This window comes from Chryseobacterium sp. KCF3-3 (assembly GCF_045865955.1).
In the GTDB taxonomy this organism is placed as follows: domain Bacteria; phylum Bacteroidota; class Bacteroidia; order Flavobacteriales; family Weeksellaceae; genus Chryseobacterium.
Window position 1 is genome coordinate 2,372,053 of record NZ_AP035792.1, and the last position, 20,907, is coordinate 2,392,959.

General features: G+C 35.5%; 35 protein-coding genes. 33 read left to right on the forward strand and 2 right to left on the reverse strand.

The window, feature by feature from the left end; genetic code table 11:
* Positions 1-4 precede the first annotated feature (4 nt).
* Entirely contained in the window at positions 5-1,603 is a 1,599-nt protein-coding gene (locus ACKTTZ_RS10575) for a glycerol-3-phosphate dehydrogenase/oxidase (RefSeq protein ID WP_407848757.1), read from the reverse strand.
* A 116-nt stretch (positions 1,604-1,719) separates the two neighbouring features.
* On the opposite strand from ACKTTZ_RS10575, the gene ACKTTZ_RS10580 reads away from it, so the two are divergent.
* The 29 genes from ACKTTZ_RS10580 (at position 1,720) to rplQ (ending at position 16,526) form a co-directional block, all read left to right on the forward strand.
* A complete protein-coding gene (locus ACKTTZ_RS10580) occupies positions 1,720-2,484 on the forward strand; it encodes a DeoR/GlpR family DNA-binding transcription regulator (RefSeq protein ID WP_407848759.1) in 765 nt (254 codons plus the stop codon).
* A gap of 249 nt (positions 2,485-2,733) precedes the next feature.
* On the forward strand, positions 2,734-3,357 hold the full coding sequence (gene rplC, locus ACKTTZ_RS10585) for a 50S ribosomal protein L3 (RefSeq protein ID WP_034694671.1): 624 nt from the start codon (positions 2,734-2,736) through the stop codon (positions 3,355-3,357).
* A complete protein-coding gene (gene rplD / locus ACKTTZ_RS10590; protein WP_034694672.1) occupies positions 3,348-3,977 on the forward strand; it encodes a 50S ribosomal protein L4 in 630 nt (209 codons plus the stop codon). Before rplC ends, rplD begins: the two co-directional genes overlap by 10 nt.
* 3 nt (positions 3,978-3,980) lie before the next feature.
* Positions 3,981-4,271 (forward strand): 50S ribosomal protein L23, encoded by a 291-nt coding sequence (rplW, locus tag ACKTTZ_RS10595; RefSeq protein ID WP_002983204.1) that lies wholly within the window; start codon positions 3,981-3,983, stop codon positions 4,269-4,271.
* 22 nt (positions 4,272-4,293) lie between these two features.
* Positions 4,294-5,115, forward strand: a complete 822-nt coding sequence (gene rplB, locus ACKTTZ_RS10600; protein WP_034678013.1) for a 50S ribosomal protein L2 — start codon at positions 4,294-4,296, stop codon at positions 5,113-5,115.
* 2 nt (positions 5,116-5,117) lie between these two features.
* Positions 5,118-5,396: a 30S ribosomal protein S19 gene (rpsS, locus tag ACKTTZ_RS10605; RefSeq protein WP_002983209.1), complete on the forward strand. Its 279-nt coding sequence runs from the start codon at positions 5,118-5,120 to the stop codon at positions 5,394-5,396.
* Positions 5,397-5,398: 2 nt separating this feature from the next.
* Entirely contained in the window at positions 5,399-5,797 is a 399-nt protein-coding gene (gene rplV / locus ACKTTZ_RS10610) for a 50S ribosomal protein L22 (protein WP_034694674.1), read from the forward strand.
* Between the two features lie 7 nt (positions 5,798-5,804).
* Positions 5,805-6,554, forward strand: coding sequence for a 30S ribosomal protein S3 (rpsC, locus tag ACKTTZ_RS10615; protein ID WP_034694675.1), 750 nt, complete (start codon positions 5,805-5,807; stop codon positions 6,552-6,554).
* Between the two features lie 98 nt (positions 6,555-6,652).
* Positions 6,653-7,078 (forward strand): 50S ribosomal protein L16, encoded by a 426-nt coding sequence (gene rplP / locus ACKTTZ_RS10620; RefSeq protein ID WP_034694677.1) that lies wholly within the window; start codon positions 6,653-6,655, stop codon positions 7,076-7,078.
* A 12-nt stretch (positions 7,079-7,090) separates the two neighbouring features.
* Complete coding sequence (gene rpmC / locus ACKTTZ_RS10625; RefSeq protein WP_034694678.1) at positions 7,091-7,276, forward strand: 50S ribosomal protein L29; 186 nt, start codon at positions 7,091-7,093, stop codon at positions 7,274-7,276.
* A gap of 12 nt (positions 7,277-7,288) precedes the next feature.
* Positions 7,289-7,543, forward strand: coding sequence for a 30S ribosomal protein S17 (rpsQ, locus tag ACKTTZ_RS10630; RefSeq protein ID WP_027371715.1), 255 nt, complete (start codon positions 7,289-7,291; stop codon positions 7,541-7,543).
* A gap of 2 nt (positions 7,544-7,545) precedes the next feature.
* On the forward strand, positions 7,546-7,914 hold the full coding sequence (gene rplN / locus ACKTTZ_RS10635) for a 50S ribosomal protein L14 (RefSeq protein ID WP_002983226.1): 369 nt from the start codon (positions 7,546-7,548) through the stop codon (positions 7,912-7,914).
* A 21-nt stretch (positions 7,915-7,935) separates the two neighbouring features.
* Positions 7,936-8,262, forward strand: coding sequence for a 50S ribosomal protein L24 (gene rplX / locus ACKTTZ_RS10640; protein WP_034694681.1), 327 nt, complete (start codon positions 7,936-7,938; stop codon positions 8,260-8,262).
* 11 nt (positions 8,263-8,273) lie between these two features.
* Positions 8,274-8,825 carry a 50S ribosomal protein L5 gene (gene rplE, locus ACKTTZ_RS10645; protein ID WP_034694682.1) on the forward strand — a complete coding sequence of 184 codons (552 nt, stop codon included), beginning with the start codon at positions 8,274-8,276 and terminating at the stop codon, positions 8,823-8,825.
* 3 nt (positions 8,826-8,828) lie between these two features.
* A complete protein-coding gene (rpsN, locus tag ACKTTZ_RS10650; protein WP_002983233.1) occupies positions 8,829-9,098 on the forward strand; it encodes a 30S ribosomal protein S14 in 270 nt (89 codons plus the stop codon).
* A 146-nt stretch (positions 9,099-9,244) separates the two neighbouring features.
* Positions 9,245-9,643 (forward strand): 30S ribosomal protein S8, encoded by a 399-nt coding sequence (rpsH, locus tag ACKTTZ_RS10655; protein WP_034694686.1) that lies wholly within the window; start codon positions 9,245-9,247, stop codon positions 9,641-9,643.
* A 17-nt stretch (positions 9,644-9,660) separates the two neighbouring features.
* Positions 9,661-10,206 (forward strand): 50S ribosomal protein L6, encoded by a 546-nt coding sequence (rplF, locus tag ACKTTZ_RS10660; RefSeq protein ID WP_407848767.1) that lies wholly within the window; start codon positions 9,661-9,663, stop codon positions 10,204-10,206.
* Between the two features lie 15 nt (positions 10,207-10,221).
* On the forward strand, positions 10,222-10,575 hold the full coding sequence (rplR, locus tag ACKTTZ_RS10665; RefSeq protein WP_077413597.1) for a 50S ribosomal protein L18: 354 nt from the start codon (positions 10,222-10,224) through the stop codon (positions 10,573-10,575).
* A gap of 18 nt (positions 10,576-10,593) precedes the next feature.
* Complete coding sequence (gene rpsE, locus ACKTTZ_RS10670) at positions 10,594-11,115, forward strand: 30S ribosomal protein S5 (RefSeq protein ID WP_002983245.1); 522 nt, start codon at positions 10,594-10,596, stop codon at positions 11,113-11,115.
* Between the two features lie 11 nt (positions 11,116-11,126).
* Positions 11,127-11,303: a 50S ribosomal protein L30 gene (gene rpmD, locus ACKTTZ_RS10675; protein ID WP_027371710.1), complete on the forward strand. Its 177-nt coding sequence runs from the start codon at positions 11,127-11,129 to the stop codon at positions 11,301-11,303.
* A 21-nt stretch (positions 11,304-11,324) separates the two neighbouring features.
* Positions 11,325-11,774 (forward strand): 50S ribosomal protein L15, encoded by a 450-nt coding sequence (rplO, locus tag ACKTTZ_RS10680; protein ID WP_034694692.1) that lies wholly within the window; start codon positions 11,325-11,327, stop codon positions 11,772-11,774.
* A gap of 9 nt (positions 11,775-11,783) precedes the next feature.
* The gene (gene secY, locus ACKTTZ_RS10685; RefSeq protein WP_034694694.1) at positions 11,784-13,163 is read left to right on the forward strand and encodes a preprotein translocase subunit SecY; all 1,380 of its coding nucleotides are present in this window, start codon (positions 11,784-11,786) and stop codon (positions 13,161-13,163) included.
* A gap of 3 nt (positions 13,164-13,166) precedes the next feature.
* Complete coding sequence (gene infA, locus ACKTTZ_RS10690; protein ID WP_027381317.1) at positions 13,167-13,382, forward strand: translation initiation factor IF-1; 216 nt, start codon at positions 13,167-13,169, stop codon at positions 13,380-13,382.
* A 64-nt stretch (positions 13,383-13,446) separates the two neighbouring features.
* Positions 13,447-13,563, forward strand: a complete 117-nt coding sequence (gene rpmJ, locus ACKTTZ_RS10695) for a 50S ribosomal protein L36 (protein WP_007839480.1) — start codon at positions 13,447-13,449, stop codon at positions 13,561-13,563.
* A gap of 7 nt (positions 13,564-13,570) precedes the next feature.
* The gene (gene rpsM, locus ACKTTZ_RS10700) at positions 13,571-13,948 is read left to right on the forward strand and encodes a 30S ribosomal protein S13 (protein WP_034694696.1); all 378 of its coding nucleotides are present in this window, start codon (positions 13,571-13,573) and stop codon (positions 13,946-13,948) included.
* A gap of 12 nt (positions 13,949-13,960) precedes the next feature.
* On the forward strand, positions 13,961-14,350 hold the full coding sequence (gene rpsK / locus ACKTTZ_RS10705) for a 30S ribosomal protein S11 (protein WP_034694697.1): 390 nt from the start codon (positions 13,961-13,963) through the stop codon (positions 14,348-14,350).
* 19 nt (positions 14,351-14,369) lie between these two features.
* Positions 14,370-14,978 carry a 30S ribosomal protein S4 gene (rpsD, locus tag ACKTTZ_RS10710; RefSeq protein ID WP_034694698.1) on the forward strand — a complete coding sequence of 203 codons (609 nt, stop codon included), beginning with the start codon at positions 14,370-14,372 and terminating at the stop codon, positions 14,976-14,978.
* A gap of 33 nt (positions 14,979-15,011) precedes the next feature.
* The gene (locus ACKTTZ_RS10715) at positions 15,012-16,007 is read left to right on the forward strand and encodes a DNA-directed RNA polymerase subunit alpha (RefSeq protein ID WP_034694699.1); all 996 of its coding nucleotides are present in this window, start codon (positions 15,012-15,014) and stop codon (positions 16,005-16,007) included.
* Between the two features lie 6 nt (positions 16,008-16,013).
* Positions 16,014-16,526: a 50S ribosomal protein L17 gene (gene rplQ, locus ACKTTZ_RS10720; RefSeq protein WP_034694700.1), complete on the forward strand. Its 513-nt coding sequence runs from the start codon at positions 16,014-16,016 to the stop codon at positions 16,524-16,526.
* Positions 16,527-16,628: 102 nt separating this feature from the next.
* Here rplQ and ACKTTZ_RS10725 read toward each other — a convergent pair whose 3' ends face one another.
* Positions 16,629-17,063: a hypothetical protein gene (locus ACKTTZ_RS10725; RefSeq protein WP_253316328.1), complete on the reverse strand. Its 435-nt coding sequence runs from the start codon at positions 17,061-17,063 to the stop codon at positions 16,629-16,631.
* Between the two features lie 568 nt (positions 17,064-17,631).
* Between ACKTTZ_RS10725 and ACKTTZ_RS10730 the strand changes: the two genes are divergently transcribed.
* From ACKTTZ_RS10730 to ACKTTZ_RS10745, 4 genes are all read left to right on the forward strand, one after another.
* Entirely contained in the window at positions 17,632-18,264 is a 633-nt protein-coding gene (locus tag ACKTTZ_RS10730) for a response regulator transcription factor (protein ID WP_034694702.1), read from the forward strand.
* Positions 18,265-18,270: 6 nt separating this feature from the next.
* The gene (locus ACKTTZ_RS10735; protein ID WP_034694703.1) at positions 18,271-19,059 is read left to right on the forward strand and encodes a hypothetical protein; all 789 of its coding nucleotides are present in this window, start codon (positions 18,271-18,273) and stop codon (positions 19,057-19,059) included.
* A 633-nt stretch (positions 19,060-19,692) separates the two neighbouring features.
* The gene (locus ACKTTZ_RS10740) at positions 19,693-20,481 is read left to right on the forward strand and encodes a sensor histidine kinase (RefSeq protein ID WP_407848774.1); all 789 of its coding nucleotides are present in this window, start codon (positions 19,693-19,695) and stop codon (positions 20,479-20,481) included.
* Between the two features lie 71 nt (positions 20,482-20,552).
* Positions 20,553-20,882, forward strand: a complete 330-nt coding sequence (locus ACKTTZ_RS10745) for a hypothetical protein (protein ID WP_034694709.1) — start codon at positions 20,553-20,555, stop codon at positions 20,880-20,882.
* The last annotated feature ends 25 nt before the right edge of the window (positions 20,883-20,907 follow it).

The window sequence follows — 20,907 nt, forward strand, 5'->3', positions numbered from 1 at the left end:
AGAGTTAATTTAGGTTGATAACTTTAGGTGAATAAGGAGTTAATAAATATCCTTTTGCTAATTCGATAAATTCATTTTCCTGCTGCTGAGCCCATTCTTCAGAATATCCTTTTTCTTCAGCAATGATTCTGGCTACATTATGAGCACAGTCTATAGCTGCTCTTGCATCAAGAAACAGTAAGCGTACTCTTCTTGCCAGAATATCTTCAATAGTTTCTGCCATTTCTGTTCTTACGGCCCACACAACTTCTGCTACCGTGAAAGGGTGATCCGGGTGGATCTTTTGAGCGTAACGGAGATTGCTTTCCTGTAACGCTTTGATAGCTGGAATATCAGATCCGTAAACATACAGGTGATTGGTTCGGTCTACTTGTTCAGGTTTTACATTTCCATGAATGGAAAGGTGTTCCGTTTTAGACGGACTGTTTCCCAACCTGTGAACTTTCATCGCTTCATCTACGGTATCCTCTGCCATTTTACGGTATGTTGTCCATTTTCCTCCGATAATAGAAACTAATCCGGTCTCTGAAGTAATCACTTTATGGCTTCGGGAAACCTCTTTTGTACTTTTGCTTCCGTCTTTAGGGGCAGCAAGTGGACGAAGACCTGCGAAAACAGATTTTACGTCTTCACGGGTAGGTTTTTTAGACAGATATTGTCTGGCAGTATTTAAAACAAAACTGATTTCTTCTTCCAAAGCACGAGGCTCAAAGCTTTCATCCTTTAAAAGAGTGTCCGTAGTTCCCACTAAAGCTCTGTCATGCCATGGAACAACAAATAAAACCCTGCCGTCTGAAGTTTTCGGAATCATGATGGCATCATCACTTTTCAGGAAAGATTTATCCAGTACAAGGTGAATTCCCTGGCTTGGTACCACTAGTTTACCATGCTTAGGATTGTTCATGTTAAGAATGTCATTTGTAAATACACCGGTAGCATTGATGACTACTTTACCATGAATCTGATATTGCTGTTTAGAAATCTGATCTTCTGCAACCACACCTATTACTTTATCAGAGGTGTCTTTCAAAAGGTTGACTACTTTTACATAATTCACAGCGCTTCCCCCTTTTTCAATGATCGTTTGGGTGAGGTTAATCGCAAGTCTGGCATCGTCAAATTGCCCGTCCTGGTAAACAACACCGCTCATTAAGTGGTTTTGTTCAATAGTAGGAAGCTTTTCAACAGTTTTTGATTTGCTGATGTATCTTGTTTTACCCAGACTCAGTTTTCCGGCAAGGAAATCATAAACAGACAGTCCTATTTTATAGTAGATTCCTCCCCACCATGTGTAGTTCGGAATAATGAAAGACTGATTTTTTACGATATGTGCTGCATTTTTTGCTAAGAGTCCTCTTTCTTTTAATGCTTCTTTTACCAATCCGACATCTCCCTGAGCGAGATATCTAACTCCGCCGTGTACCAACTTGGTACTTCTGCTGGATGTTGCTTTTGCAAAGTCATGGGATTCAAGCAATAATGTTTTGAATCCTCTGCTTACTGCGTCTAATGCTGAACCTAAACCACTGGCTCCTCCTCCTATGACAATAAAGTCCCATTCTTTTACATTGGTTAACTTACTGAGTTCTTCGTTTCGTTTCATAAATGTTTCGTTTATGTTTCGTTTTCAAATATATAAATTAAAAATGAAAGCAAAAAGAAAATAAATGAAATTTTAAGATGTGGAAAAAAAGCGGTATTTTTGATGAAACGAATAAAATGGAAAAGCTACTACCAAGGCAGGAGGAAATACTTAAAGAGCTTGATGAAAAAGGACATGTACTTGTTCAGGATTTGTGTGAAAAGCTTAATGTTTCTTCGGTTACGATCCGAAAGGATCTGAACTATCTCGAAAGCCTGGGGCTTCTTTTTAGAAATCATGGAGGAGCGAGTAAGCAGGTAAGATATGCTTATGAGAAAAATGTAGGCGAGAAAGAAAGTATCAATGTGGAGGCCAAGCAGGCGATTGCAAAAGCTGCTTTATCATTGATTCAGGAAAATGACAGTATTATATTGGCATCAGGAACAACCATGCATTATCTGGCAAGAATGCTGGTGAACTTTGGTCCTCTTACAGTGCTGACTTCTTCTTTAAGAGTAGCCATTGAACTTTGCAATAATCCTAACATTAATATTATACAGTTGGGAGGTGAAGTGCGAAAAAGCTCTACTTCTATAGTGGGTTCTATTTCTGAAGGTATTCTTAAGCAGTTTTCCTGCAATAAACTTTTTCTTGGAGTAGATGGGATTGATGCTGAGTTTGGAATCAGTACTTCCAATGCTGCAGAAGCTCACCTGAATCAGATTATGATGGAGTGTGCGGATCAGACAGTAATTCTTGCAGATTCTTCCAAATTAAATAAGAAAGGATTTGGGAAGATTGCGGCTTTGGATCAGGTGGATTATCTTATTACGGATAATGGTATTTGTGCTGAAGACAGGGCTGGAATGGAAGAAGTGGGTGTGAAGGTGATGACTCAGTAAAGTCTTCATCTTAATTTCTTTTTAAAAATCAAAATAAATCTTTGGGAAATTGGTTTTGAATTTTTTCAAAATCATCTAATTGATTAAAAATCAAAATATTTTAGTTGAAATATTTGTCAGTTACAAAATTATTCATACATTTGCACACTCATTTTAGGGGCGTAGTATGCCTATATCAAAAGTAGAAATTACTTCAGACTTCCGAAAAATGGGGATAAATAAAGGATAAATTTTATTATAATATAAACAATGTCAGGTATTATTGGTAAAAAAATCGGTATGACGTCTTTGTTTAACGAAGAAGGAAAAAACATTCCTTGTACAGTTATTCAAGCTGGTCCATGCTCGATTTTACAGGTCAGAACCTTAGAAAACGACGGTTATACAGCTGTTCAGTTAGGTTTCGATGACAAGAGTGAGAAGAACGTTGGTAAAGCGTTAGCTGGCCATTTTAAAAAGGCTGGTTCTGCTCCTAAAGCTAAATTAGTAGAATTCCACGTAGGATTTGCTGATGCTAAAATAGGAGAAGAAGTAAAAGTTGATCTATTCGCTGAAGGTGAATATGTTGACGTAACAGGAACTTCAAAAGGTAAAGGCTTCCAGGGTGTTGTTAAGAGACACGGATTTGGAGGTGTAATGCAGGCAACTCATGGTCAGCACAACAGACTTAGAGCTCCAGGTTCTATCGGTGCTGGTTCAGACCCTTCAAGAGTATTCAAAGGGATGAGAATGGCTGGAAGAATGGGAGGTAAGCAGGTAACTGTTCAAAACCTTCAAGTGTTAAAAGTTGATCAAGAACAAAATCTTTTAGTAGTAAAAGGTGCTGTTCCGGGAGCTAAAAATTCTTATGTAATTATCAGAAAATGGAACTAGTAGTATTAAATACATCAGGAAAAGAGACCGGAAGAAAAGTAACTCTAGACGAAACAGTATTCGGAATTGAGCCAAATCAGCACGCGGTTTACTTAGAAGTTAAGCAGTATCTTGCTGCTCAAAGACAAGGTACTCATAAAGCAAAAGAAAGAAGCGAAATTACTGCTTCTACTAAAAAGCTTAAGAAGCAAAAAGGATCAGGATCTGCTAGATACGGGGATATCAAATCTCCAGTATTCAGAGGTGGAGGTAGAGTATTCGGACCAAAACCAAGAGACTACAGATTCAAATTGAACAAAGCTCTTAAGAGATTAGCTAAGAAATCTGTTTTATCTCAAAAAATGAGAGACAACAGCATTAAAGTTTTAGAAGATGTGAGCTTTGACGCTCCTAAGACTAAAGATTTCATCAATGTATTAAATGCATTGGAACTTAACGGTAAAAAATCTTTATTCGTTCTTCCTGAAGCTAACAAGAATGTGTATTTATCTTCAAGAAACTTACCTAAAACTAAAGTAATGAACTTCAACGAGATCAGTTCTTACGATTTAGTAAACGCTGGTGAGATTATTTTCTTCGAAGGTGCAGTTGAAAAATTCCAGGAAAATTTAAAGAAATAAATCATGTCAGTTATTATTAAACCAGTTATTTCAGAAAAGGCTAATTACCTTACAGATTTAAGAGGTTCTTATTCTTTCTTAGTTAACCCTAAGGCGAATAAAATCGAGATCAAAAAAGCTGTTGAAGCAGCTTACGGTGTAAAAGTAGCAGACGTTAACACAATGATTTATGCTCCGAAGGTTTCTTCAAAGTACACTAAAAAAGGTCTTCAAGTAGGAAAGACAAATAAATTGAAAAAAGCGGTAATCAAACTTGCTGAAGGTGAGGTTATCGATATTTTTGCTGTAAATTAATTATTAATTATAAATAATAGTAATGTCTGTTAGAAAATTAAAACCTATCACCCCGGGACAGAGATTCAGAATTGTAAACAATTTTGAGGAAATTACTACCAACAAACCAGAGAAATCTCTAACAGTTGGTATTAAAAAGTCAGGTGGACGTAACCAAACAGGTAAAATGACCATGCGTTACACCGGAGGTGGACACAAAAAGAAATACAGAATTATTGACTTCAAAAGAAACAAAGCAAACGTTGAAGCAACTGTAAAATCTGTAGAATACGATCCAAACAGAACTGCATTTATCGCTTTATTAGAGTACGCAGACGGAGAGAAGAGATATATCATCGCTCCAAACGGTATCAAAGTTGATCAGAAAGTAGTGTCAGGAGAAAGCGTTGAACCAAACGTAGGTAACGCAATGAAATTGAAAAATATTCCATTGGGTACTGTAATCTCTTGTGTTGAAATGAAGCCTGGACAAGGTGCAATTTTAGCAAGAAGTGCTGGTTCTTCAGCTCAATTAACTTCTAGAGATGGTAAATATGCAATCATCAAGTTACCTTCAGGAGAATCAAGAATGATCCTTACTGAATGTATGGCAATGATTGGTTCAGTTTCCAACTCAGATCACCAATTAACTGTATCAGGTAAGGCTGGTAGAAGCAGATGGTTAGGTAGAAGACCAAGAACAAGAGCGGTTGTAATGAACCCAGTAGATCACCCAATGGGTGGTGGTGAAGGACGTTCTTCAGGAGGTCACCCAAGATCTAGAAACGGTATGCCGTCTAAAGGTTACAAAACTAGAAAGAAAAACAAAGTGTCTAACCGTTACATCGTATCTAAAAGAAAATAATTATGGCAAGATCACTTAAGAAAGGACCGTTCATTCATCATACTTTAGATAAGAAGGTTCAGGCAAATATAGAGTCTGGTAAGAAGACAGTTATCAAAACTTGGTCTAGAGCGTCAATGATCTCTCCGGACTTCGTAGGACAAACTATTGCAGTACACAACGGGAAATCTTTTATCCCAGTTTACGTTACAGAAAACATGGTTGGTCACAAGTTAGGCGAATTTTCTCCAACAAGATCTTTCAGAGGTCATGGTGGTAACAAAAACAAAGGAAGCAGATAATCATGGGATCAAGAAAAAGAGAAAGTGCATTAGCACGTAAATTGACAAACCAAGATGTAGTAAAAGCAATACACAATGATTGCCCATCTTCTCCAAGAAAAATGAGATTAGTTGCTGATATCATTAGAGGAGAGCAAGTTGACAAAGCTTTATACATTCTAAAATATTCTAAAAAAGACGCATCTAACAAGTTAGAAAAAGTATTGCTTTCAGCAATGGCTAACTGGCAAACTAAAAACGAAGGTGCTGATATTGAAGAAGCTAATCTTATCGTTAAAGAAATTTTTGTAGACAGTGCAAGACAATTGAAGAGACTAAGACCAGCTCCACAAGGTAGAGGGTATAGAATCAGAAAAAGATCAAACCACATTACATTAATCTTAGGTAAAAAAGAAAATTAATCAAGGTATGGGACAGAAGACAAATCCAATTGGTAATAGATTAGGTATCATCAGAGGATGGGATTCTAACTGGTTTGGTGGAAACGATTATGGAGACAGAATCGCTGAAGACTACAAAATCAGAAGATACCTTGAGGCTAGATTATCTAAAGGTGGTATTTCAAAAATTTATATCGAAAGAACACTTAAATTAGTAACAGTTACAATCACTACTGCTAGACCGGGACTTATCATCGGTAAAGGAGGTCAGGAAGTTGATAAATTGAAAGAAGAATTGAAGAAACTTACAGGTAAGGATATTCAAATCAACATTTTCGAAATCAAAAGACCTGAATTAGATGCTGTACTAGTTGCTGATAGTATTTCTAAGCAAATTGAAAACAGAATTTCTTACAGAAGAGCTGTTAAAATGGCAATGGCAAGTACTATGAGAATGGGTGCTGAAGGTATCAAAGTTCAAATCTCTGGTAGATTAAACGGAGCTGAAATGGCAAGATCAGAATCTTTCAAAGAAGGAAGAATTCCATTGTCAACTTTCAGAGCTGATATTGATTACCACTGGGCAGAAGCTCACACTACTTACGGTAGACTAGGAGTTAAAGTTTGGATCATGAAAGGTGAAGTTTACGGTAAAAGAGAACTTTCTCCACTAGTGGGACAACAGAAAAAAGGAGGTCAGTCAGACAGAGGAAACAGAGGAGGAGACAGAGACAACAGAAGACCTAGAAAAAACAACAACAATAACAATAATAATTAAAATTTTAGATTAGAAATTTTGAATTTTAAATTACCGTTACTTTTTTAAAATTAAAAAAAATCTAAAATCTAAAATCTAAAATCTAAAATTTAGAAATTATGTTACAACCAAAAAGAACCAAATTCCGTAGAGTTCACAAGATGAAGATGAAGGGGAATGCCCAAAGAGGTAGTCAACTTGCTTACGGAACTTTTGGGATCAAAGCAACGGAAGGAGCTTGGATCACTGCAAGACAGATTGAAGCAGCTCGTATCGCTGCGACAAGATATATGAAGAGAGAAGGTCAACTATGGATCAAAATCTTCCCGGATAAGCCAATTACTAAGAAACCAGCGGAAGTACGTATGGGTAAAGGTAAGGGTGCTGTTGAATATTGGGTAGCTGTAGTAAAACCAGGTAAAATTATGTTCGAAGTTGGAGGAGTTCCTTACGAAATTGCGAAAGAAGCTCTTAGACTTGCTGCACAAAAATTACCAGTAGTTACTAAATTCATCGTTGCTAACGATTTTGTTAAACCTCTATAATCTTTGAATACAATGAAAAATGCTGATATTAAAAATTTAAGCGCGGGTGATATTCAAGCTCAATTAACTGAAGCAAAAGCTCAATATTCTAAATTGAAATTGGCTCATGCAATCAGCCCAATTGAAAACCCGATTCAAATCAGAGATTTGAGAAAAACAATCGCAAGACTAAACACTGAGTTAACTAACAAACAATAATTTCATTTTACAATGGATAGAAATTTAAGAAAAGAAAGAATCGGAGTGGTTTCCAGCAATAAAATGGAAAAAACTATTGTTGTTAGTGAAACTACAAGAGTAAAGCACCCGATGTACGGTAAATTCGTTTTGAAAACGAAAAAATATACTGCACACGACGAGAACAACGAATGCACAGAAGGTGATACAGTTTTGATCCAAGAAACTAGACCTTTGAGCAAGAGCAAGAGATGGAGATTAGTAAGAATCATTGAAAAAGCTAAGTAATAATGTTACAAACAGAATCAAGATTAAAAGTTGCTGATAACACAGGTGCTAAAGAAGTACTAGTTATCAGAGTTCTGGGAGGAACCAGAAGAAGATATGCTTCAGTTGGTGATAAAATCGTTGTTACGATCAAGGATTCTACACCATCTGGAAACGCTAAAAAAGGTCAGGTATCTAAAGCTGTAGTAGTAAGAACTAAAAAAGCAGTAAGAAGAAAAGATGGTTCATACATCAAATTCGACGACAATGCTTGTGTATTACTAAACGCAGCGGGAGAAATGAGAGGAACGCGTGTTTTCGGACCAGTTGCTCGTGAGTTGAGAGACAAAGAATATATGAAAATCATTTCATTAGCTCCTGAAGTACTTTAATTTTAAAAATTTTTAAAAGAAATGTCAAAGTTAAAAATAAAAAGAGGAGATAACGTAATCATTACTACTGGTAAGAAAGATATCAAAGGTAAGACTGGTGAAGTTATTGAAGTGATCAAGAAAGAAGGTAGAGACCCAAGAGTAATCGTTGCAGGACTTAACATCATTAAAAAACACGTTAAGCCTTCAGCTTCTAATCCTCAAGGAGGAATTACTGAGAAGGAAGCTTCTATTCATATCTCAAACGTAGCTTTAGTTGGTAAAGACGGAAAAGCTATCAAAATCGGTTACAAAATCGAAGGAGATAAGAAAGTAAGAATTAACAAAAAAACGGGTGAAACTTTATAATTTGAATTAACATGGAATATATAGCAAGACCCAAAAAAGCATATAAAGAGACAATTGTTCCTGCAATGATGGAAGAATTCGGGTATAAGTCAGTAATGCAAGTACCTAAATTAGAGAAAATCGTTGTATCACAAGGTTTAGGTGATGCTACTGCAGACAAAAAAATCATTGATTATGCTGTAGAAGAGCTTACAAATATCACAGGTCAAAAAGCTGTTGGTACAATCTCTAAGAAAGACGAAGCTGCTTTCAAATTGAGAAAAGGTATGCCTGTAGGTGCGAAAGTTACCCTAAGAGGAAACCAGATGTATGAATTCTTAGACAGACTTACTGCTTCTGCTTTACCTCGTATCAGAGATTTCTCTGGAATCAAAGCTGATGGTTTCGATGGTAGAGGTAACTACAACCTAGGTATTACTGAGCAGATTATCTTCCCTGAAATCGTAATCGACAAAGTGAAAAAAATCCAAGGGATGGACATCACTTTCGTTACTACTGCGAAAACAGATAAAGAAGCTAAAGCATTATTAACTCACTTCGGTTTACCATTTAAAAAGAACTAAGAAATGGCTAAAGAATCAATGAAAGCGCGTGAGCGCAAAAGAGAAGCACTAGTTGCTAAATACGCTGCTAAAAGACAAGCTCTTAAAGAAGCTGGTGATTACGAAGGACTTCAAAAATTGCCTAAAAATGCTTCTCCTGTAAGATTACACAACAGATGTAAACTAACAGGTAGACCAAGAGGATACATGAGAACGTTCGGTATTTCCAGAGTAACTTTCAGAGAAATGGCAAACAACGGTCTTATCCCAGGTGTAAGAAAAGCTAGTTGGTAATAATTACTAATTAAAAATCGGAACAATTAAGTTGTCGAGATACTAAAGATAAAAATATCAGACCGAAGATTTCTGAAGTCTGATATTTTACTCTTCAAGTCTTTTCAAAACTGATTGTTCTTTAACCAATAATTTATAAAAGAAAAATGGTAACAGATCCAATTTCAGATTTCCTAACTAGAGTAAGGAACGCACAAAGCGCAGGCCACAAAGTGGTGGAAATTCCTGCATCGAAAATCAAAAAGGAGATTACTAAGATCCTATTTGATCAAGGGTATATCTTAAACTACAAGTTTGAAGATAACGCTGTTCAAGGAGTGATCAAAATCGCTTTAAAGTACGATAAGCAAACCAACAAACCGGCTATCAAGTCTATCCAAAGAGCTTCTAGACCAGGTTTGAGACAGTACAAAGGTTCTACTGAACTTCCAAGAGTACTAAACGGTTTGGGTATTTCTATCATCTCTACTTCTAAAGGAGTAATGACTGACAAGAAAGCTAGAGAAGAGAAAGTAGGCGGTGAAGTAATCTGCTATGTTTATTAATTTTTAATCAGAGGAAAATGTCAAGAATTGGTAAAGCAATTATAACAATTCCAGCTGGAGTTACAATCACTGAAAATAACGGTGTAGTAACTGTAAAAGGAGCTAAAGGAGAACTTTCTCAAGAGCTTACAGCAGGAATTACTATAGAACAGAAAGATGGTGAACTTAACGTAAACAGACCATCTGATTCTAAACAACACAAAGCGCTTCACGGTTTATACAGAGCGTTAATCAACAACATGATTGTTGGTGTAAATGCAGGTTTCGAAAAGAAACTTGAACTAGTAGGGGTAGGATATAGAGCTTCACACGCAGGTCAAAAACTTGAGTTAGCTTTAGGATTCTCTCACGGTATCGTATTGGAACTTCCAAGTGAAGTAAAAGTTGATACATTGACTGAAAAAGGTAAAAACCCAATTATTACTTTAACGTCTCACGACAACCAACTTCTAGGAATGGTAGCTGCAAAGATCCGTTCTTTCAGAAAGCCTGAACCATACAAAGGAAAAGGTGTAAGATTCGTAGGAGAAATTGTTAGACGTAAAGCTGGTAAATCTGCTTAATAAATTATAAGTATTATGGCATTAAGTAAATTAGAAAAAAGAATAAGAATCAAAAGAAGAGTAAGAGGGAAAATCTCTGGATCTTCTGAATTGCCAAGATTATCTGTATACAAAAGTAATAAGGAAATTTACGCTCAGTTAATCGACGATAAAAATGGTAAAACTTTAGCATCAGCTTCTTCTAGAGAAAAAGGTGTAGACGCTAAAGGTACTAAGACTGAAATTTCTGCTGCTGTTGGTAAAGCTATCGCTGCTAAAGCTATCGCTGCAGGAATCGAAAGTATTGTATTTGACAGAAACGGATTCGTATACCACGGTAGAGTAAAAGCTCTAGCTGATGGTGCAAGAGAAGGTGGACTTAAATTCTAATCATTAAATTTCGGAAATATGTTAGGACTAGATAATATAGAAAGAGTAAAACCGGGAGGATTAGAATTAAAAGATCGTCTCGTAGCTGTTAACAGAGTAACAAAAGTAACAAAAGGAGGTAGAGCTTTCGGATTTTCTGCTATTGTTGTAGTAGGTAACGAAGAAGGTGTTATCGGTTTCGGTTTAGGAAAATCTAAAGAGGTTGCTTCTGCAATTGCTAAAGCAGTTGAAGACGCTAAGAAAAACCTTGTTAAAGTTCCTGTAATGAACCATACTATCCCTCACCAAACTACTGCTAGATACGGTGGTGCAGATATCTTCTTAAGACCTGCTTCCCACGGTACAGGACTTATCGCCGGAGGTGCGGTAAGAGCGGTATTGGAATCTGCTGGTATTCACGATATCCTTTCAAAATCTAAAGGATCTTCTAACCCTCACAACGTAGTGAAAGCTACTTTCAAAGCGTTATTAGACATCAGAAGACCTGAAGAAATCGCTAGAATGAGAGGGATTTCTCTAAGTAAAGTGTTTAACGGTTAATAATTAAAGCAATGGCAACAATTAAAGTAAAGCAAGTAAGAAGCGCTATTGGTAGAACAAAAACCCAAAAGAGAACGCTTGAAGCATTAGGATTAAAAAAACTTCACCAAGTTGTAGAACATGAAGCTACTCCTTCCATCTTAGGAATGATCGCTGCTGTAGGACACTTACTTGAAGTTCAAAAATAATTTTATAAAAGAGAAATTAAAATGAATTTAAATAACATACAACCTGCTGCAGGATCTACTTTCAACTCAAAGAGAATTGGTAGAGGTCAAGGTAGCGGAAAAGGAGGTACTTCAACAAAAGGTCACAAAGGTCAAAAAGCTAGAGCTGGTTATTCTCAAAAAATCGGTTTCGAAGGTGGACAGATGCCTTTACAAAGAAGATTACCTAAATTCGGATTCAAAAACGTAAACAGAAAAGAGTTTAGAGGAGTTAACCTTGATACTATTCAAACTTTAATCGAGAACAAATCCATCACTGGAGATATCACGAAAGAAGTTTTAGTAGCAAACGGGATAGTTTCTAAAAACGAATTAGTGAAAATTATGGGTAGAGGAGAATTGAAATCTGCGGTTTCAATCTCTGCTGACAAATTCACTAAATCTGCTGAAGAGCTTATTGCTAAAGCAGGTGGAAAAGCAATTACCTTATAATACTTACTAATGAAAGAATTTATACAAACACTTAAAAATATTTGGAGTCTTAAAGAACTTAGAGATAAAATTCTCTTTACTTTAGGTATTATCCTTGTGTATAGATTCGCATCTTATATCTCGCTTCCTGCAATTAACCTTGCAGAGGTGGGAGATCTCTTAGAGCATTATAAAAATCAAGGCGGTAACAAGCAAGGAGCAGGTCTCCTTGGCTTGCTTTCGTCGTTTACGGGGGGAGCTTTCAGCCACGCTTCCGTAATGGCGTTAGGAATCATGCCTTATATTTCTGCTTCTATTATTGTTCAGTTGATGGGGATGGCTATTCCTTATCTTCAGAAGCTTCAGAAAGATGGAGAGTCAGGTAGAAATACATTGAACCAAATTACAAGATGGTTAACGATTGGAGTTTGTCTGGTACAGGCACCTTCTTACTTAACTTCTATTACTCAATTATTCTTACCATATGCTCAGTTCCAGTCTGCATATTATGTAGAGCCAAATTCAATCATGTTCTGGTTACCAAGTATTGTTATTTTGGTGGCCGGTTCAGTATTTGCAATGTGGCTAGGTGAAAAGATTACCGATAAAGGAATCGGAAATGGTATCTCTATCCTGATTATGGTGGGGATCCTTTCAAGATTACCTGAGGCATTCGTACAGGAGATGGCCGTGCAGAACGGAAAAGGAGGAATGGGATCTATCATGATCCTTATTGAAGTATTATTCTGGATGGTGGTTGTTCTTTTAGCAGTAATCTTATCAGTTGCTGTTAGAAAAATCCCGATTCAGTATGTAAGCAGAGCTCAAGCAAGAGGAGGTGTAAACAGAAATCTTATGCAGGGAGCAAGACAATGGATTCCATTGAAAGTAAATGCTGCTGGTGTAATGCCGATTATCTTTGCTCAGGCATTGATGTTCGTACCAGGATTATTAACAAAATTCGATGAGTCTAATACTTTTCTTGCAGGTTTCAAGAATGTTTTTAGCTGGCAGTACAACGTATTGTTTGCGCTATTAATTATTATCTTCTCATTTTTCTATACTGCGATTACAATTCCGGTAAACCAAATGGCTGATGATTTGAAGAGAAATGGAGGTTTAGTACCAAAAGTAAGACCAGGAAAAGAGACGGCTGATTATTTAGATGATATTTTATCAAAAATTACCTTGCCAGGTGCAATATTTTTGTCTATCTTTGCAATCCTTCCGGCAATTGTGCATGGAACCTTTGTTCAGACAGATGCGTTTGCCCTATTTTTTGGGGGAACGTCCCTATTAATTATGGTGGGTGTAATTTTAGATACAGTTCAACAGATTAATACATATCTGCTGAACCATCATTATGATGGCTTAATGCAGTCTAAATTATCAAGAACGACTGGATATTAATTTATGGCAAAACAAAAACATATTGAACAAGACGGCGTTATAACGGAAGCACTTTCGAACGCTCAGTTCCGTGTAGAACTAGAAAATGGGCATATTCTTATCGCTCATATTTCTGGTAAAATGAGAATGCATTATATTAAACTTTTACCTGGTGATAAGGTAAAACTAGAAATGTCTCCTTATGATTTATCAAAAGGGAGAATCACATTTAGATATTAAACAAACGCCAAATGGAATCTTCGGATCTCCATTTGGCTCTTGTTAAAAAATAAATACTATCAAAATGAAAGTAAGAGCATCAATTAAAAAAAGAAGCGCTGATTGCAAAATCGTACGCAGAAAAGGTGTACTGTTCGTAATCAACAAGAAGAACCCAAAATTTAAACAAAGACAAGGTTAATTAAATTATGGCGAGAATTGCAGGTATTGATTTACCAAAAAACAAAAGAGGAGTTATCGGTTTAACTTACATTTATGGTGTTGGAAGAAGTACTTCTTCTGAAATCCTTAAAGCTGCCGGTATCAGCGAAGACAAAAAAGTCAACGAATGGAATGACGATGAATTGGCTGCCATCAGAACTTACATCCTAGAAAACGTAAAAGTTGAAGGAGAATTAAGATCTGAAGTGCAATTGAACATCAAGAGATTGATGGACATAGGATGCCAACGAGGAATACGTCACAGACTTGGATTACCTTTAAGAGGCCAGAGAACGAAAAACAACTCTAGAACCAGAAAAGGAAAGAGAAAAACTGTTGCTAACAAGAAAAAAGCTAGTAAATAATCGTTAGGAATTATGGCAAAACAAACTAAAGTAGTTAAGAAGAGAAAAGTAAAAGTTGAAGCTATTGGAGAAGCGCATATTCAGGCTTCTTTCAATAACATCATCATTTCTTTAACAAATAAAAACGGAGAGGTTATCTCTTGGGCTTCTGCCGGTAAAATGGGTTTCAGAGGTTCTAAAAAGAATACTCCATTTGCTGCTCAGATGGCAGCTGAAAATTGCTCTGCTGTAGCTCACGAAGCTGGTTTAAGAAGAGTAAAGGTGTTTGTGAAAGGTCCAGGTGCAGGTAGAGAATCTGCTATCAGATCTATTCACAATTCAGGAATTGAAGTTAGCGAGATCGTTGATGTGACTCCAATGCCACACAACGGATGTAGACCACCAAAAAGAAGAAGAGTTTAATTTTTAGAATTTACCCATTATGGCAAGATATATTGGACCTAAAACTAAGATTGCTAGAAAGTTTGGTGCTGCAATCTACGGAGATGACAAAAACTTCGAAAAGAGAAAAAACCAACCGCCAGGACAACACGGTCCTAACAAAAGAAGAGGTGCTAAAAAATCAGAATATGCAGTTCAGTTAGCGGAAAAACAAAAAGCTAAATATACTTACGGTATTTTAGAAAGACAGTTTGCTAACTTATTTGACAAAGCACACAGAAGTAAAGGTGTAACAGGGGAAGTTCTATTACAACTTTGTGAATCAAGATTGGATAACGTAGTATTCAGATTAGGTTTTGCTAAAACTAGATCTGGAGCTAGACAATTAGTTTCTCACAGACACATCACTGTGAACGGAGAGATTCTTAATATCCCTTCTTACTTGGTAAAAGCTGGTGATGTAATCGCTGTAAGAGAAAAGTCTAAGTCTCTTGATGTTGTTACCAATGCATTGGCTTCTAAGTCAAACTATGAGTGGTTACAATTCAACGATGAGAAGAAAGAAGGTACCTTCATTTCTGCTCCTGAAAGAATCCAGATTCCGGAGGACATTAAGGAGAACCTTATCGTCGAACTTTACTCTAAATAATTTTTTAATCAAATTTTTGCTCAACCCAATAATATGGCAATTTTACAATTCATAAAACCCGATAAAGTAATTTTACTTAACTCTGATGAATTTAAAGGTCAATTTGAATTCAGACCTTTAGAACCAGGTTTCGGGCTTACAATCGGTAATGCTTTGAGAAGAGTGTTGCTTTCTTCTCTGGAAGGATACGCTATTTCATCTATCAAAATAGAAGGTGTAGAGCACGAATTTTCAACTATTCCAGGAGTAATCGAAGACGTTACCGAAATTATTCTTAACCTTAAGCAGGTGAGATTAAAAGCTGCAGCAGAAGGCCAGGCTAACGAGCAGGTTGTTGCTAAAGTTTCAGGTCAAACGGTTATTACTGCTGGTGATTTAGGAAAGTCTATCAATGGATTTGAGGTTCTGAACCCAGATTTATTGATCTGCAACCTAAACAGTGATGTAACTTTCGAAATTACTTTCAATATTGAAAAAGGAAGAGGGTATGTTCCTTCTGAACAAAATAAGTCAAACAATGCTCCTATTGGAACTATTGCTATTGACTCTATTTTCACGCCGATCAAGAAAGTACAATACAGCATTGAAAATTATCGTGTAGAGCAAAAAACAGACTACGAAAAACTTGTATTAGATATAGAAACTGACGGGTCTATCAGCCCTCAGAATGCTTTAACTGAAGCTTCTAAGATATTAATTTATCACTTCATGTTATTCTCCGATGAGAGAATCACTCTTGAAACTGAAGCCGTAAAAGCATCTATCCAGTACGATGAAGAAACTCTTCACACAAGACAACTTCTTAAGTCTAAATTAGCAGATATGGATCTTTCTGTAAGAGCCCTTAACTGTCTAAAAGCAGCTGAAGTAGAAACTCTTGGAGAACTGGTTTCTTACAGTAAGTCTGATTTGATGAAATTCAGAAATTTTGGTAAAAAATCTTTGACAGAACTAGAAGAATTAGTGCATTCAAAAGGTCTTAACTTCGGTTTCGACGTTGCAAAATATAAGTTAGACGCTGATAAATAATTAATAATGAGACACGGTAAAAAATTCAATCACTTAGGAAGAACAGCTTCTCACAGAAGTGCTTTACTTTCTAATATGGCTTGTTCTCTAATTGAGCATAAAAGAATCAACACTACTGTAGCTAAAGCTAAAGCTTTAAGAGTATATGTTGAGCCTCTATTAACAAAAGCAAAAGAAGATACTACACACAACAGAAGAGTAGTATTCTCTTACCTTCAAAATAAATTTGCGGTTGCTGAATTATTCAGAACTGTAGCTCCTAAAATCGCTGAAAGAAACGGTGGTTATACAAGAATCATCAAGACAGGATTCAGACCAGGTGATGCTGCTGATACTGCTCTTATCGAACTAGTAGATTTCAACGAGCTTTACAACCCTAATGCTGAAGAGAAAAAAGCTACAAGAAGAAGCAGAAGATCTACGCCAGCTAAAGCAGCAGTTGTTGCTGATGCTCCTGTAGTAGAAGAAAAAGTAGAAGAAGCTAAAGCTGATACTACTGAAGAAAAAACTGAAGAATAATATTCATTCAGATATATATAAAAACCATCCGTTTTCGGATGGTTTTTTTTTTGTAATACGTATAAAATAAGATGTCCCTCAATATTGAAGGACATTTTTTATTTAGATCTTTGTTCTTTTCAGCTCAATAATATTATTCCCTTGTTCAAGGTGAAGACTATCTCCTTTTACCCTTGCCGTCATATCATCTTTTTTGTAAATCGTTTCATCCCCTTTGGTTTCCGATTTAGGTAATGTGAATGTTTTCTTATTGCTGGTAATGGCTACTGTGCTTTCTTTCGGATCATTTTTAAATACTACTTTTACCAATGTTCCGTCTGTAGCTTTATAAACAAAATCGGTTTTCTCAATTTTCTTTCCGTTAACATCTACTGTCGAAGAACTTTGTGTTACCGAATCTATTTTTCCATTATCGTCTGTAACTACAGTTTCTGAACTGTCTGTTTTGATAACGACTTTGTTTCCGCTTTCACTTTTTTTACAGCTGACTACAGCTAATGCCAACACAGCGCCTAAGGCTAAGATACTTTTTTTCATGATTATATTATTTGATATTCAATATGATTTTATACTTTAATTTTACAAAAATCATGCCTTACAATATGAGAAAATTTAACGGTTATTCATACATATTTCTTTTGTTTTTCTCTTTGAATACTAGGCTTAGCAAAAAGAAAATTTTGAAATTAAAGAGAGGCAGTTCTTCTTATCAAATGAAAAAACTCCGGAAGATATTGGAATATTACATCTGGTTATCAGCAGGCATTTTACATGTCTGGAATATGGTTTAAGAAAGGTAAGAATCGGATTCAGATCTTTGAGTGAATCAAATTCATAATGCAGTAAGCCGTATTGATCAGTAAATTTTTAATCAGATTGTGAAATAATTGTTAATGTAAGGTGATTTTTTGTTTCTTATTTGTTTTTATTTTTAATTTATTGTGAAATATTTAGTCGTATATTGTTTTTGGAATCAAAAATTGATTAAATTTAGTAAAAACTAAAAGACTGAATCACAACTTCAAAATCAAACATAAATATTACACAAAGGTGTAATTGATTTCAAATTGTTTTCTGTTGAAATTTGCTTCAAACAAACAAAGTCATGAGCATTTCCATAGCCATAGTAGAAGACGAGAAAAACTACAACAATGCGTTGAAGAAGGTCATCGATTATCAGAAGGATATGAAAGTGATTGCTCAGTTCTTTGATGGTAATGATGCCATAACAAATCTACCCGATATTTCTCCTGACGTTGTGATGATGGATATCCAATTACAGGATATGCTCGGCATTGAAGTCATAGAAAAATTACGAAAAGAAATGCCCAATACACAGTTTATCATGTGTACCAGTTTTGATGATGATGAAAAGATTTTTAATTCTTTAAAGGCCGGAGCCATGGGATATCTTGTAAAAGGTGAAAGTATGGATAAGATTCTTTCTTCCATCCGCGATGTATACAACGGCGGTGCACCTATGAGTTTTTCTATTGCAAGAAGGGTATTGAAACATTTCGAGAAAAAACTTCCGGAAATAAAAGGCTTTGATGAACTTACAGAACGCGAAAAGGAAATCCTTGAACTTCTTTCTCAGGGACTTCTCTACAAAGAGATTGCAGACAAAAAATTCATCAGCATTGATACTGTGAAAAAACACGTCGGAAATATCTACAGAAAACTCCACGTAAACAATAAGGTGGAAGCAATCAATAAATTTAATCAATCAAAAAACTAAGAAATCATGGAGAATTTAAATCAAACAAATCAAGAAGTACTTGATGACAATTTATCTTACAGAGAAGGCCCAATCGGGAATAAACTTGAGCAGTTAGTTGATGGGTCGGAAATGATGCCTATCAGTGAGATCCTGGCAAAAAGTTTTATTAGTAGTGCCCAAAAAGGCGTTCTGCAATTTATGGAAAATCAAGATGTGAATTTCAATGTTGGAGGTATTTATGCCGTAAAACATTCACTTTTGAAAGATATTTGCGAAATTATGAAAGAAATTAAGGCTACCTATTTAACATTCACTTTCGTACAGATAGATCCCCAGGATTACAGATTAAGACTTACACCGTATTCTGAAAACAGGATGATATATATGGTGGCCTCTTTGCAAACACAAGGTAAAAATACTATTGATGAGAATAATTACTTTATCATTAATGTAAATCAGGAACTTTCCCTCAGTGAGCTAAAAATTTCAAATGGAAGTTTAAAAGGGTTTACAGATTTTTATCTTGACAATGGACATAAAGTATTGACTAATTATTTAGGGCGAAACAATACATGGTATATTAGTTATCATATTGTTGATTTGATAAATACCTTGTCAAAAGATGTTTCTGATACATTTATCATCAACCTTTGCGAGATCAGTGATGTGAAGAAAGTAATTTTTGAAAATAATCTTGGGGATAGATTTCTGGAAGATCAATATAAAAAACACTTTGAAACACACGAAAAACAAATGACACTTGTTTTTAGCACTGAAAAAGGATATTACGATATGGGTTCATTATATCCGTAAAATGCTAATTCAAATAGTATATATTGCAGTACTCTTAGCAGCTACTGTAAAGTCCATAGTTTTAGCTGGAAAGAGAGGTCTTTCCAGCCAAAACTATTTTGCTGTTTTCTTATTCCTTTCACTTTGTCTGGAGCTATATGGACATTATAAAATATTTAATAAAGAATTTGACTTTGCTTATCTGTTTAATTATTACAGCATTTTTCTGATTATATTTTTTAATATATACTATGCTAAAATCTTCCCTCAAAAGCTTAAAGTATTTTTCCGGTGTGTTCTGATAGCCATACTTACATATATTATTCTGTTTGTAAAGTTTTATAGTGAAAACTATGAAAATATATTAGGAATTTTAGTTTGCTTTTATTTTATCATTAATGTGCTGGTTTGGTTTTATATCAGATTAAAAAACTTTGATGAAATAAAAATTATAAACGATCCACATTTTTGGGTTTCCTGTGGATTACTTTTTTGGAGTATTTTCTTTATTTTCAGGTCTATTCCAATGTTTTTCCTTCAAGATAATGATCCGGGACTTTTACAGATTTTAAAAGTTATGCAGTATTGTGTTAATATCATTATGTATGGAATGTTTTATATTGCTTTAAGGAAATTTGAAAATAAAAACACGATATGAAGCAACTTCCGGATACAATAAGATTGGCCTATATTATTGCGGTTATTTTGTTAATAACCTTTGTCATCTTTATTGTTTTAATAGTTGTTCTGTATAATAAAAGACAGCTTTTTTTTATTCAACAGCAACAACTCAAAGAATCCGAACATCAAAACCAGCTTCTTCAGAAAGAACTCGAAAAACAAAAAGTACTGGAGCAGGAACGGGAACGTATCTCCCACGATATGCATGATGATCTGGGAGCAGGAATTTCTGCATTGAAACTTCAGGCAGAATTTCTGAAACAGAAGGCTGAGAATGATGATCTGCAAAGCGATATTGATGAACTTCTGAAAACCTCTGAAGAAATGAATATCTCCATGAGAGAAATGCTATGGAGTCTGAATTCAGGAAATGACACCTTAGGAAGCTTTATCGATTATGCCATCCTTTACACTGGAAACTTTTTGAAAAAAACAAAAATAATGGTGTATTCAGAATGTGAAGATATCATAGCGGAAACAGCTCTCTCTACAGAAATGAGGCGTAATCTTTTTCTCTGCTTAAAAGAGGCTGTCAATAATGTGTACAAACACAGTCAGGCGAATACTGTGAAACTCTCATTCTCGCAGGAAGAAAATAACTTCTTTATGAAAATTACTGATAACGGAAACGGAATTTCCGATGGACAGAAAGAAGGTAATGGCCTTAGAAATATGAAACGAAGAATGAATGAACTATCTGGCGGATGTTCTATCATATCCGAAAACCCTGGAACCTGTCTTGTGTTTAAAATAGCACTATAAATAAATTACCCTTTTGTGTAATTGACTGGTCCGTTTTTTAGAGGGAAATTTGATATATAAAATTAAAAGCCATGAAAACTCTTATTAACGACAGTATTGGAGATTTGGAAGCTGCTTTAAAAAACAACACTGATCTTCAGGAGAAGTTCAAAACCAATCCGATAGAAGCTATTAAAAATGTAGAAATAAAGAACCCGAAAGACACAGACTATTGGATTTACAGAATCATTGTACTTATGCTGGGGTTGGCAGTCATAACCATTATAGCAGGACTTATCCTCATTGCTTACTGGAATGGTGGGGCTGCTAAAGATAATCAGCTGGTCACTATTTTTGCGACCATTTCTTCAGGTGCAATAGGAGCATTAGCCGGACTTTTATCACCTACACCGAGAAAATAAATAATAATAACTTAAAGACTAAATA